Below are 13,481 nucleotides of genomic sequence, written 5' to 3' on the forward strand. Positions count from 1 at the left end.
CTTAAAATTTCCTGCTCCTATTTATTTATAAAATATTTAATAAGCAATTGGTTTTTAAGCGATAGGGTTAATTGTCTATTGTCAAAATTCCATTATCCATTAAAGAAATGAAACGTCGCTCATTCTTAAAAACCTCGTCGCTCACTGCGCTGCTGCCCTGGACCCTGAATGGGCTGGGAGCGCGGGCCTTCGGTCAGGATTCGTCTGCCTTCCTCAATGCCCTCGGCACCACCGCTGACGCCAGTGACCGCGTGTTGGTAGTTATCCAACTCAACGGTGGGAACGACGGTCTGAATACCGTTATTCCGTTGGACCAAATGGGGATGTACCAAAAAATCAGGGCCAACATCGCTATTGAAGAGGCTAAGGTGCTGAAACTCCGCTACCGTGAGCAGGCCGGACTGCACCCTTCGCTCAAAGGGTTTCAGGACCTGTATAATGATGGCCGATTGTCGATCATCGAGAACGTAGGCTACGAAAACCCAAGCTTCTCACACTTCCAGGCCAACGACATTTGGTTCAAGGGCGATAGTACCCCCAACGATACCACTTCGGGTTGGCTGGGGCGGTACCTGGAAGAGCGCTACGCGGGCTATCCCGAAGGCTATCCCAATGCTCAGATGCCGGACCCTTTGGCAATTCAGATCAGTGCCGTAGCCTCCACGGCTTTGCTGGGGCCGAAGCAGTCGGTGGCATTGGCGATTCAGGACGTCGATACCTTCGCCCGGCTCATTGGGGAGAAACCCGCCGCGCCATCTTCCGCCAACCTCAACGCCCTGGCCAGCGATTACGTGGACTTTGTCCGCAGCCAGCAAACGCTGTCGGTAGCCTACGCCGACCAGCTCAAAGCTGCCGCGACCAAAGGAAGTACCGGGGCTAACTACCCGGCGGGGAATCGACTGGCTGATCAACTCAAAGTAGTCTCCCGGCTGATCAAGGGTGGTTTGCGCACCAAGGTATATTACGTAACCCTTGGCGGATTTGATACCCACGCAAACCAACTGATCCTGCACAACAATCTGCTCACGCAGTTGGGCGAAGCCACCAAGGCGTTTCTGGATGATCTTAAAACCAGTAAGCTCGACAACCGTGTGGTAGGGATGACGTTTTCGGAGTTTGGCCGCCGCGCCTACTCCAATGGCAGCGCGGGCACGGACCACGGCTGGGCCTCCCCGCAGTTCGTGTTCGGGCACGGTATCAAGACCCAGTTCATCGGCAATAGCCCCGATTTGAATAACCTGGTCAAAAATAACATCGCGATCGAGCACGATTTTCGGCAGGTGTACGCCAGCCTACTGCGTGACTGGTTTGAGGTCGACGAAGCCACGGTGCGCCGCGTCATGTTGGGGGGCGACTACGAAGTGGTCCCCATCTTCCGCGAAACCATTACCGCCGCAGAACCCCTCTCTGAACTAGTCGCGCTCTACCCCAATCCCGCCACGACCGAAGCCCGCCTGGTGTGGCCGGTGGGAGAGGAGTTGAAAAATATAGAACTGGTGGACCTTTCGGGTCGGGTTCAAACCGTACCTGTGCAGTTGCTGGAAAGCAACAAACTGGTACTGGATTTGCGCCGTGTCCAGCGAACGCACTATGTAGTCAAATTACAAACTACGCGTTCGGAATACTCCCGAAAGCTTATCGTCCAGTAAGGCGGACAACATGAGTTGGCCCCTATAAGGATGGCGGCATATCGTCTTTCCCCGTGCCCCATTTCTTATTCGGCGTTCTTCCCATAACCAAAACCAGTTCGCCACCCGTCGTGAGCTGCTCATGGCTGAGGTAGGTTTTCGTGAAAGTCTTACCGTTCAGCTTCGCCGACTGGATGTAAGGCGTGTCGCGGGAGTTGTTTTTTGCGATAATCTTAAAAGACTTACCGTTATCGAGATTAAGGGCCATTTCGGTAAATGCCGGACTGCCCAACACATAGTAAGGAGTACCAGGACAGACCGGATACAGCCCCGCCATGCTGAATACCAGCCACGCCGACATCTGTCCGCCATCCTCGTTACCACTCAGTCCGTTAGGTGTAAGACCATACTCTTCCCGGATTATCTTACGAATCTGCTGCTGCGTTTTCCAGGCTTCACCCGCGTAAGGGTAGAGGTAGGCAATCTGGTGATTGGGCTCGTTACCGTGCCAGTAATAATTCTGCTGGAAGAGCGTATCCAGTTTATTGATAAAAGCCTGGCGCCCGCCCACGTGCTGCATAAGTCCGGCCACGTCTTGTGGCACAAAAAAGGTGTACTGCGCCGGCGAACCTTCGGTAATGAAGCTGGCGCGGTTCACAAAAGGATCGAAGTTGGCACTCCAGCGGCCATCAGCATGGCGGCCACGCGCGTAGCCCGTGCCGGGGTCGATGACATTCTTGTAATTCAACGCTCTTTTCCTGAGCAGCGCTGCGTCGCTTGTTTGGCCGAGTGATTGCGCCAAAGTAGATAGACAGAAATCGTCGTAAGCATACTCCAACGTACGGGACGTTTGTTCGCGCTTGTGAAAGGCCTGCCACACGCTGTCTTCGAGGGGTACATAGCCGTACTTTAAGTAGCTGTCCAACGCCCGGCGGCCTTGTCCGGCGGCGTAACTCTTCGGGTCGGTATTTGGCTCAAAGGCGTTTTTTCGCAAGTACTTGTATGCCGTTTCGACATCGAAATTTCGTACGCCTTTGGCGTAGGCATCGGCCATGGTACTAAGTACATGGTCGCCAACCATGGCGGCGGTATAGCTATTCCAACAGGGAAAAATCGGCATCCAGCCGCCTTGCTCGGCCTTGACAGTCAGCGATTGCATCATATCAGCGGCTTTTTTTGGTTCCAGCAGAATGTGTAGCGGCATGGCGCTGCGGAAAGTGTCCCAGAGGCTGAAATCACAGTAATAGTCCGTACCATTGGTTTTGCGAATGGGCGTCCCGCCAGCGAACGACGGGTAACTACCGTCTGCGTCGGAGAAAAGCCGGGGCGAGAGTTTGCTGCGGTAAAGCGCACTATAAAAAAGGGTTTTTTCTTCGTTAGTACCTTGCGCAGCCATTTTGCCCAACTCGTGGTTCCAGATGGCTTCGTTCTGCTTTCTGGTTTTTTCAAAATCAAAATCAGGAATTTCAGCTTCCAGATTTTGGCGGGCCGCTTCCAGGCTGGTAAAAGAAGTACCAACCCGTACGGTCACGGATTGGATCTTATTACCAAAAGACACATACGCACCCAAGCTCTCGCCACGCTTTTGGCTACCGATGGCTGCGTTGGTGTTGGCATTCACGGCATCGTCGCGCCAGGTACCGTACTTGTCGAAGGGAACGTCGAACTGCACAACAAAGTACCCGCTGAATCCCGCGGATTCACCCGACCCCTGGTAAATGCGGTGCACTGGGTTGTAGCCCACGATTTCGCCCTTTTCCGGCAAGATTTCCACGAATCCTTCCCCTTCGTCGCTGTTAGGTTCCAGCAGAATCGTGTGGTCGTCGCTGCTCTGGAAGTTGAACCTTAGCAGCCCGCAACGGGCCGTGGAAGTCATTTCGGCTTTAATATTATGATCAACCAAATCTACGGAGTAGTAGGAAGGAGTTGCGGTTTCCTGGTCGTGGCTAAATCGCGAAGCCCGCTGCTGGGGGCGGGTTTTCAGGTCGCCCGATATGGCCATGATGGTAGCCGAGCCGTAATCCTGCACGCAGGAACCGTTGAGCCAGTGCGTTCCCCGAAAGCCCTGTATTTTGGTGTCTTTAAAATAGTAAGGGGCTACGCATTTGGTTTCGGTCGCCTGAGTCTGGGGTGTCCACTGCGTCATGGCGTACGGCGTGCTGACAGCAGGCATGGTTTGCCCCTTCAACTCTCCACCGCTGGTGCTGTGCCGCTGGGCGCTGCCCGCCGAGGCAGGTTCGGTACCGATCAGCGTGTTGACGTAAGAAACAGGGGTAGTTTGGGCGTGAATTTCTATTGCAGCGAGGAAAAGGAGTGCGAAAAGTAGGTGCGTGCGTTTCTGCATGGGGAACAACTAGTATTTTTTGGCGTTGAAAGATTGAATGGCGATTTTGTGAAATTGCTTATTTACTGAAAGAAGAAAGATTAGATTAACGGATTATACTTTTTTAGCGAAGCAGTTGCCTATATTAACAACTGTATTCTGAAGCAAAGAAAGGACAAGTAAGCTATTGTCGAACTAGAAACCCCAACTCCGAACTATTTTGAAAATACACGTAATAAACACCGGTCTTTTTAAACTCGACGGCGGGGCCATGTTCGGCGTTGTGCCAAAGGTACTTTGGCAGAAGCAGCATTCCGCCGATGCCAACAACCTTTGCACCTGGGCCATGCGATGCCTGTTAATCGAGGACGGCGACCGGTTGATCCTGATCGATACGGGCATGGGCGACAAGCAGAGTGAGAAGTTTTTCAGTTATTACGAGCCGCACGGCTACGCAACGCTTCCGAAATCCATCGGAGAAGCGGGCTTCCGGCCAGAAGACGTGACGGATGTGATCCTCACGCACCTTCACTTCGACCACGTGGGCGGGGCCGTGGTGCGACGCGACGAACAGTTGAAGCTCACTTTTCCGAATGCCACGTACTGGTCTGAGGCGGATCATTGGCAATGGGCATTGGATCCCAATCCGCGCGAGAGGGCTTCTTTTTTGAAAGAAAATATTCTACCCATTCAGGAATCGGGGCAATTAAAATTTATTGAGGATAGCTCGCCTTTTCTCCATATTGACTTTATAAAAGTAAAGGGCCACACGGAGCAAATGATGCTACCCGTTATTCATTATAAGGAGAAAACGCTCATCTACGCCGCTGATTTGATACCATCTACGGCGCACGTGCCCTTGCCCTGGGTGATGGCTTACGATGTGAGGCCCCTGCTCACGATGGAGGAAAAAGATCGGGTACTAAACCGGGCACTAGACGAAAATGCGATTCTGATATTTGAACACGATCCCGTATACGAAGCAGCCATTTTAGAAAAAAACGAGAAGGGCATCAGAATCAAGGAAAGGGGAGCGCTCGAAGATTTTTTATTAAATGTTTAAATCCTAAATACATCGTGCATTGGATGGCTGAGTTGCGGGTCAATCATAACCAATCGACCCATAACCTCGTTTAGTATCCGTTGGTTTTTATATCCATTGCTCAGATTTGGCTGCCAGACTTTACTACTAATCGGCCAATAGGCAACTACATACCGCTATGAAAATAGGGCTCGTATTATCCGGAGGGGGCGCACGGGGGATTTCGCACCTGGGCGCAGTGAAGGCATTGCACGAACAGGGCATTCGGCCTGATATTATCAGTGGTACCAGCGCCGGGGCTATTACGGGGGGGCTGCTGGCCTACGGGTATGCACCCGACGAAATCCTGGAAATGATCATCAGCACCAGCTTTGTTCGATACGTTCGTCCCACCTTTGCGGGTAGCGGCCTGCTGCGGATGGATCGCCTGGAAGAGATATACCGGAAATACATTCCCGAAAACACGTTCGAGTCTTTAAAAATACCTCTCATCGTATCGGCGACCGATATCTTTGCCGGCGAGACAGTCTACTTCCGTGAAGGTGAACTGGCGCGTCCTGTATTGGCGTCGAGTTGCCTGCCGGGGCTGTTTGCCCCAATGGAATACCAAGGGCGGCATCTGGTGGATGGGGGTGTTCTGAGCAACATGCCTGTGGAGCCACTGGAAGGAGTGGTCGACTATATAATCGGCATACATTGTAATCCATTCAAATTACAGCATCCGCCCCGCAATACCCGTGAAGTGGTATATCGCAGCCTCATTTTGGCTGTTCACGCCAAGACAAAGGAGCGTTTCGAAAAGTGCAACTTACTGCTTGAAGCGCCGCAACTTGGTGATTATAGCGTGTACGATCTTCGAAAAGCGCGTGAACTATTCGTTTCGGGCTACCGCTATGCCCGTCAGGTACTTAGGGATGCCTCTGCGCTGGCATTGCCCTGATCTCTTTTCCACAATCTCCTTTCTTTGATTTTTTGCGATCGTCTGATTTCGGCTTTTGCACATTTCCAATAAAAAATACACGGCAGCCATACTGTTGTCTTATCAAAGGATATTCTTAAAAAAATAAGAGAATGTCAAGAAAAACTATGCTTGTGAGCTATGAGAAGGTACAATAATAATTTGTAACTTACGAAAAGCACTTTAATTCCAAAGAATATTCTACCGAATAGCATAGTGTATTATGAAATATTCGGCAAAATAATTTGTTATTGAGTATTTGGTTTGTGTATTCCAACTGCTACATTTGCATTAACAATTACCATTTTTTAACCTAAACTATTTCGTAAATGAGGAAAAATTTACTTTTGAGCCTCGTATTGGTGTGCTCGACTTGGGTGGCTTCGTTCGCCCAAGACAGAAAAGTGACGGGTAAGATAACTGCCGCCGAGGACGGCAGTGGACTTCCCGGCGTATCCGTGGTTGTGAAAGGCAGCAATACGGGTACTAACACCGATGCCGATGGTAGTTATTCCATCAATGTGCCTTCGTCTAATGCTACACTGGTTTATAGTTTTGTCGGAACTGTCACCCAGGAAATTGTTGTCGGAAACCGTTCCGTATTGAATGTGCAATTAGCTTCCGATACCAAAAACCTACAGGAAGTGGTTGTAACGGCCATTGGTATTCAGCGCGAAAAGAAAGGGTTGGGCTATGCCGTGTCAGGTCTGGATGGCGACGAAATGGCACAACGCTCCGAGCCGGATCCACTGCGCGCCCTATCGGCTAAGATGCCTGGCGTCAACGTCACTGGCGGTGGTGGAGCACCCGGCCAGGCCACAAAAATCAACATTCGTGGCTTCAACTCTTTGACGGGCTCTACTCAGCCACTTTTCGTGGTGGACGGTATTCCGTTCGACAACTCGGTAAACGCCGGTGGTTCGGGCAGCTTCGCTTCCAACACGGGTGCCTCCAACCGGGCCTATGACATCGACCCTAACAATATCGAGTCAGTATCGGTACTTAAAGGCGCTGCCGCAGCGGCACTTTACGGATCGCGGGCCGTAAACGGGGTAATTCTGATTACCACCAAGGCGGGCAGCAAGAAAGCACGCAAGGGAATGGAAATCACATTGAATTCCTCCTACAACCAGGAATCTATTTCGGCTTTGCCTGACTACCAGGATGTTTATATGCAGGGTTCTAACCAGAACTACAATGGTGGCTTTATTGGTAACTGGGGTTCGCCCTTTCCTGCCGAGGTTGACAAAATTAACCAGGAAGTATACGGTGGCCGGACGCGCTACACGAAGGACGTTTCCTTTTATGCCGCCGGGCCTAACGCCGGAAAGCCGTATCCAGCCGGTTTCGCAGCACACCCGCTACGTATTAATAACAGTAATTTGTGTGCTATCTATCCTGATCTTTGTGACGAATACGGCAACGGCGTAGCTGTTCCATTAGTGCCTCACGACATTGTAGGTGGCTTCTTTCGTAAGGGTAGCCTTATTGAGAACGGGCTGAATATCAGCTCGACAGGCGACAAGACTAGTTTGAATGCTACTGTCTCCCGTATGACAAACAAAGGTATTGTACCTACGCAGGAAAGCTCCCGTACCAACATTAGTTTTGGCGGTAATGCATTGCTGGCCAATGGTATTACGGTGAGTGGCAACGTCAACTACGTGAACACAACCACCGACAATCCTCCACTGGGGGCCGGATTTTATACCGACTACGGTGGGTTTGGTAACGAGGGCTCTATCTTCGGACGCTTGTTCTACCTGCCACGTAACTTCAACCTGAACGAATATCCGTTCGAAAATCCACAGACTGGCGCAAACCTGTTCTATCGTCCTTTGGACAATCCGCTCTGGTCTGTAAAATACAATCGTTCGACCAGCACTGTGAACCGAGCCTATGGAAACATGGCTCTGAATTATGACATTGCTCCCTGGATTAGCGTGCTGGTCAAAGGTGGTATTAACACCTATACCGATGCCCGCCAACGCTATCAGGCCAAAGGTGGGGTTTCTGCACCGCTGGGATTTGTTCGTCGTGATAACCTAGGCTTTACCGAGCAGGACTACAACGCCATCGTAACGATTAATAAGGATTTTTCTGAAGATTTTTCCTTTCGTTTGCTGATGGGCGGTAATGCCAACCAGCGTACCCGCACCCGGCAGGTATTGACCGGAACGGATATCATATCGCGGGGGCTGAATAATCTGGACGCCACGGCAACCCAGATAGCTGCCGAAGATTCGCGTTCATTGCGTCGACTGTATGGCGTGTATGCTGATATGCAACTGGGCTTCAAGAATTATATTTTTGTGGGTTTGACGGGCCGCAAGGACTGGTCGTCAACGTTGCCCGTGAATAATCGCACCTACTTTTATCCGGCAGCTACTTTCTCTCTGGTAATCTCAGACGCGCTGAAAATGCCCGCTATGGTGGACTTACTTAAGGTACGCGCCGCCTACGGTAAAGTAGGATCAGATACCGATCCTTATCGTATCCAGAACGTCTATCCGCTGGGCATTGCCTATCGCGCCGCCAACGGCCAGATCGTCTACAACGCTACGGCCAGCAATACGCTCAACAATGCTGAACTTCGTCCTGAGTTCAAGAGTGAATTTGAGGCAGGCGTGGAGGTTCAACTCTTCAAAAACCGCGTTGGCCTGGATTTGACTTTCTTTAATTCCGACGCTAAGGATCAAATCGTTTCGCAGCGAATCCCCTCCTCTTCGGGCTACGATTTCAAGGTTGTGAACGCGGGCAGCATCAATAACAAAGGATGGGAAGTCGGGCTCAATCTGGTTCCTGTAGAGCTAAGCAACGGCTTTCGCTGGACCAGCTATTTCGCTTTCACCCGAATCAGATCTACTGTAACGGATGCTGGGCCGCAGGGGGAAATTTTCCTGGGCGGCACGGGTCTTACGGCGTTGGGCACCATTCACCGTACGGGGCAGCCTTACGGCCAGATTTATGGTACTCAGAATGCGCGTGATGATGAGGGGAACCTGCTGATCAATGAGCTGACGGGGCTGCCTTTTGCCCTGCCTTCGGCGGACATCATCGGTAACCCCAACCCCGACTTTACCCTGGGCTGGACAAACACGTTCTCGTGGAAAGGATTTACGGTAAACGCATTAATCGACTGGCGTCAGGGGGGCGACATTTGGTCATCTACCGCAGCTTCACTACTACTGCGCGGCCAGTTGGCTAACTCCATTGACCGCGAAGGTCTGCGTGTGATTCCCGGTGTTTATGGTAGCCCAACCGATTATAAGCCGATTTTGGGTGCGGATGGACAAACGATCAAAAACACTACGGGGATCACTTCCTTCGACTACCACTTCTCCAACGGATTCGGGGCGTATGGTCAGGATGAGGTTAACATTTACGACGCCACGACGATCCGTCTGCGTGAAGTATCGGTTGGCTATGCCGTGCCTAAGCGTTTCCTGAGCAAACTACCCTTCGGTAGTGCCCGCTTTACTGTATCGGGGCGCAATCTGCTGTGGAAAGCACCAAACATGTTGCCCGGTCTTAACTTCGACCCCGAGACGCTGGCCTCCTTCCCGGATTCCAATGTACAGGGCTTTGATCTGGGTGCTCAACCCACCACGCGTCGCTTGGGTGCTAACCTGGTACTGACGTTCTAAGGAAACCAGTTCTAATAATCAAAATCTGATTTTAAGAAAAATGAACATACTTAAAAATACATACAAATGGCTGCTGACTCTGGGACTGCTTGTGTCCTTGGGCAGTTGCAGCCTCTTCGATCTGGACGTCAATACCGACCCCAATAACCCTACCAGCGCCGATTACGCGCTGCTGCTGCCTTCTGCACAGCTTGGGGCTGTGGGCTATTTTGAAGCACTCAACAATAATACCCACGGTTTCATGGGCTGGTTGGCGAGTGGAGATACCTACGATCTGACTTTCACTTCTTACAATGGAACCTGGAATAGTTTCTATTCCGGACCCATGAAGGATCTGGAAGAAATGATTGTGAGTGCCGAGCGGGACCAGGTTACGAATTATCTGGGCGTGGCTCAGGTGATGAAAGCCTATTTCTTCGGCAACTTCGTGGATATGTTTGGCGATGTACCCTACTCCGAAGCTTTTGCAGGCGGATATGAAGCATCGATTATCAACCCGAAGTTCGACGATGATCAGGCCATCTACACCGATCTGATTAAGTTGTGTGATAATGCCGTAGTTAATCTGGCCAAGCCAACTTCGGTATCTCTGAACGGTGACCTTTTTTATGCTGGCAACGTCACGCGCTGGCGCAAATTGGCCAAAACGGTGAAACTTCGGTTGTTGATCAACTCCCGTTTAGTCGATCCTGCCGCTAAGACAGCGCAGATCAAGGCCATCTTGGACGAGGGCGATTACATCACCTCTGCCGCAGATGACTTTGTATTCAAATACAATAAAATCGCGGCCCCCGATGGACGTCACCCCTGGTATCGGAATGCTTACGTAGCGTCCAATAGCGCCTTCACGTATTTCCTGCACCAGCCTGTTGTGGAAATGTTGCGCGACGATGATCCCCGTACGCCGTTTTATTTTAAACGGCAAACGAGTAAGATTTTCAACCCTGAGGATCCCACCGATGCTTCCACGATTCCTTGTTCGCAGATTGCGGGTTGTACTTACGCCTATCTGATAGCAAACCCGCAAGTTATCAAAACACTTTATACTGATAAGGGCAAAACATTCACAGCGGCTGACCGCGCCTACCTGGCTGGTTTCTTCGGTCGTGACCGGGGTGATATTTCTGGGGTTCCGGCCGATGTGGACTTTAGACTCTCGCCGGGTGCGTATCCTGCGGCTGGTTCCTACGATGTGCCAACTGCCTCCAAGACGGGGGGGACGGGTGCTCGATTTGCAGGTGACGGAATTCAGCCCATCATTACCAGCTGGATGACAAAGTACTACCAAATCGAGGCGATCCTGATGCTGGGTGTTGCAGGGGATGCGAAAGCCGCTTTCGAGAAAGCAATGCGTGAGCAGATTGCCAAAGTTGTGGCTCTCGGCATGGCTTCAGACCCCGCTGCCGTTGCTCCCACTGCGGCTGCCATTGACAAGTACGTCAAGCTGTACCTTGATAAATTTGATGAGGCGCCCAACGCCAGCCAAAAACTTAACGTGGCCTTGAAACAGGCCTGGTTCTCGAATTTGGGCAACGGCTACGAAATTTATAATGCTTTCCGCCGTACGGGTTACCCTAATGACTTACAGATCCCGATCCAACGTATTCGCAATTTCCCACTGCGGCTGCCACAGCCCCAGCAGGAGACCTCTCTGAATCAGAATGCGCCACAGGGTAACGCCGTTCCTGCTTTTGACAGCCCGGCGGGCGCCATTTTCTGGGACATGCTGAAGTTCAAGTTTTAATCGAGACAAAAGACTTTTTTAACACATAAATTATGAAAAAATTAAACAGAATAGCTGCGCTTTCGCTCCTGTTGGGCGTAGGCGTGATGATGTCCTGCGAAGATCCTGACCTGAGCCCCAACCTGACTCCCGAAGGGAATGCCAATGGTTTCGGTACCTTCCTGGTGGGCGGAAAGCCTCAGAAAGATCCCTTCGATCTGACAAAGGGCCAGACCCAGAAACTGGGAACCGATTTTCTGACCGTGAAGCCCGGCTTCACAAGCGTTCCAGCTACCATTTCCTGGTCCTCATTTGACAAAAAGGTAGTGGTCAACAAGATCGAACTTTATGTAAAGTTGGCCGAAAACTACGTGGACAAGGACGGTAACAAGGTTGTTGCCAAGCATGGTGGCGAGGGCAAATTACTCACCACCATCACCCCGGCAGGCATGTATGAGTCGAACAATTTTACGGTCGATGCTTCGAAAGTGTATGATCTACTGAAAGACTCGAAGTTCGATTACGGGGATGGCAAGGGCGAGGTAAGTGTTTTTACCTCTAACCCCAAAAGAACCACCGCATCTCCCTTTTTGGGCGACCGTGACATTCCATTCCGTAACCGGGTCATCGCGGTTACGGGCGACGATATCGAAGTCACCTGGAAACTATACGGTGAGAATGGCCTGGTGTACAAAAGCTGGAGTCCTTCTGTTTGCGAAGAATTCGTGGGTGCCAACTGTCGTATCGTAACCAGAGTGCGCTAGCCGCTGGTTGCTCTTCACTATCGCACATTTTGCAAGAGCGGGCCATAAGGCTCGCTCTTTTTTGTATTTTTATTGGAAACAAAATCTGACTCGAAAGCCCGGCTATGAATTTGCGTTTACTCGGAATTTTCTTGCTGATTTCATCTTGGTGTTTTTCCCAAAAGAAAATCACTTACTACGCTGATGTGGCACCTATCCTGCAAAACAACTGCGTCGAATGTCATCATGTGGGCGGAATTGGACCTTTTCCGCTCACGACTTATGAAAACGTAGCCAAACGCGCCAAGTTCATCGCCAAGGTAACTGACAGCCGCTACATGCCACCCTTCCGCGCCGACCTCAGCTTCCAGCGCTATGCCAACGAACGTGGACTGACCGCGGAAGAGATAAACACCATTGGGGAATGGGTTAAGCAGGGAGCCAAGCCAGGGAAAGTTTCAAAAAAATCGATAGCAGAGAAGCGGGCCGGCAAATTGGAACCCACACTGGTCGGTACTTCTTGGCTGGAATTCGATATGGCTAATTCTTATGAGGTAAAAGGTACTGGAAAGGAAGATTTCAGGTATTTTAATCTCCCGACTCATCTTGAAAAAGACGTTTATGTCAAAGCTATCGAGTTTAAGGTGGGGAACCGTAAAGTGTTGCATCACAGTCGTCTGATGACTGATACCACCCGTACCATGCGTGGGATCGACGGCATGGCCGAAGCCGATCCACGGGTAGCTGAATTTCAGAAAACGCCGTTAGAAGAACAATTTCTTTACGGCTGGGTACCGGGAAATGACCGCATCGACTTTCCACGCGGTACGGCCAAGCGCATACGCGCAGGTACCGACCTGTTGCTGAATATGCACTATGCGCCGTCTTCCATTGACGAGCAGGACCGATCGGGCGTCCGCTTCTACCTCACGGATTCCGCTTCCGTAGAGCGGGAGGTACGCACGTTGACATTAACCGAGAGCGACATAACGAATCAGCCTTTTGTACTTCCTGCCGAAACTAAGCCGACTTTTTATATGAGCTATGGTCCCACGCAACAGGATGTTTCGCTGATTTCTGTTCTTCCCCATATGCACTTCCTGGGCAAGACATTCCGGGCATTTGCGATTACTGCGGGCGGAGAGCTGATTCCGCTCGTGAAAATAGATGAATGGGACTACAACTGGCAGATGACCTACCAGTTCAGAGAACTGCTGCACTTGCCCAGGGGCTCTACCATTATTGCCGAAGCCACCTATGACAATACCTCGCAAAATCCCGAGAATCCCAACCAACCCGCCCGTGAGGTGACGTACGGTTGGGATTCTACGAGCGAGATGATGAACCTGGTGCTGTATTATGTCCCGGCAAGGGAAGGGGATACGAAAAAATAGAGGCAGCACTCAGCGCAACAGAA

At 51.1% G+C, this 13,481-nt stretch carries 8 protein-coding genes; 7 read left to right on the forward strand and 1 reads right to left on the reverse strand.

Annotated elements, in window-relative coordinates:
• Positions 1–107: 107 nt before the first annotated feature.
• The gene (locus IE117_RS14160; RefSeq protein ID WP_189565081.1) at positions 108–1,649 is read left to right on the forward strand and encodes a DUF1501 domain-containing protein; all 1,542 of its coding nucleotides are present in this window, start codon (positions 108–110) and stop codon (positions 1,647–1,649) included.
• Positions 1,650–1,671: 22 nt separating this feature from the next.
• Here IE117_RS14160 and IE117_RS14165 read toward each other — a convergent pair whose 3' ends face one another.
• Complete coding sequence (locus tag IE117_RS14165; RefSeq protein ID WP_189565082.1) at positions 1,672–3,972, reverse strand: GH92 family glycosyl hydrolase; 2,301 nt, start codon at positions 3,970–3,972, stop codon at positions 1,672–1,674.
• Positions 3,973–4,171: 199 nt separating this feature from the next.
• On the opposite strand from IE117_RS14165, the gene IE117_RS14170 reads away from it, so the two are divergent.
• From IE117_RS14170 to IE117_RS14195, 6 genes are all read left to right on the forward strand, one after another.
• The gene (locus tag IE117_RS14170) at positions 4,172–5,014 is read left to right on the forward strand and encodes an MBL fold metallo-hydrolase (RefSeq protein WP_189565083.1); all 843 of its coding nucleotides are present in this window, start codon (positions 4,172–4,174) and stop codon (positions 5,012–5,014) included.
• A 157-nt stretch (positions 5,015–5,171) separates the two neighbouring features.
• Positions 5,172–5,933 carry a patatin-like phospholipase family protein gene (locus tag IE117_RS14175; protein ID WP_189565084.1) on the forward strand — a complete coding sequence of 254 codons (762 nt, stop codon included), beginning with the start codon at positions 5,172–5,174 and terminating at the stop codon, positions 5,931–5,933.
• A 347-nt stretch (positions 5,934–6,280) separates the two neighbouring features.
• Positions 6,281–9,598 (forward strand): SusC/RagA family TonB-linked outer membrane protein, encoded by a 3,318-nt coding sequence (locus tag IE117_RS14180; protein WP_189565085.1) that lies wholly within the window; start codon positions 6,281–6,283, stop codon positions 9,596–9,598.
• A 40-nt stretch (positions 9,599–9,638) separates the two neighbouring features.
• Entirely contained in the window at positions 9,639–11,342 is a 1,704-nt protein-coding gene (locus IE117_RS14185) for a SusD/RagB family nutrient-binding outer membrane lipoprotein (RefSeq protein ID WP_189565086.1), read from the forward strand.
• 32 nt (positions 11,343–11,374) lie between these two features.
• A complete protein-coding gene (locus IE117_RS14190) occupies positions 11,375–12,085 on the forward strand; it encodes a hypothetical protein (protein ID WP_189565087.1) in 711 nt (236 codons plus the stop codon).
• A 131-nt stretch (positions 12,086–12,216) separates the two neighbouring features.
• Entirely contained in the window at positions 12,217–13,458 is a 1,242-nt protein-coding gene (locus tag IE117_RS14195; RefSeq protein WP_229580879.1) for a monooxygenase, read from the forward strand.
• Positions 13,459–13,481 lie beyond the last annotated feature (23 nt).

The sequence above is a fragment of the Persicitalea jodogahamensis genome, from assembly GCF_014651615.1.
Lineage (GTDB): Bacteria > Bacteroidota > Bacteroidia > Cytophagales > Spirosomataceae > Persicitalea > Persicitalea jodogahamensis.

Coding starts and splice junctions, on each gene's coding strand:
- IE117_RS14190 (WP_189565087.1), top strand. CDS start 11,375: ATGAAAAAATTAAACAGAATAGCTGCGCTTTCGCTCCTGTTGGGCGTA.
- IE117_RS14160 (WP_189565081.1), top strand. CDS start 108: ATGAAACGTCGCTCATTCTTAAAAACCTCGTCGCTCACTGCGCTGCTG.
- IE117_RS14185 (WP_189565086.1), top strand. CDS start 9,639: ATGAACATACTTAAAAATACATACAAATGGCTGCTGACTCTGGGACTG.
- IE117_RS14175 (WP_189565084.1), top strand. CDS start 5,172: ATGAAAATAGGGCTCGTATTATCCGGAGGGGGCGCACGGGGGATTTCG.
- IE117_RS14180 (WP_189565085.1), top strand. CDS start 6,281: ATGAGGAAAAATTTACTTTTGAGCCTCGTATTGGTGTGCTCGACTTGG.
- IE117_RS14165 (WP_189565082.1), bottom strand. CDS start 3,972: ATGCAGAAACGCACGCACCTACTTTTCGCACTCCTTTTCCTCGCTGCA.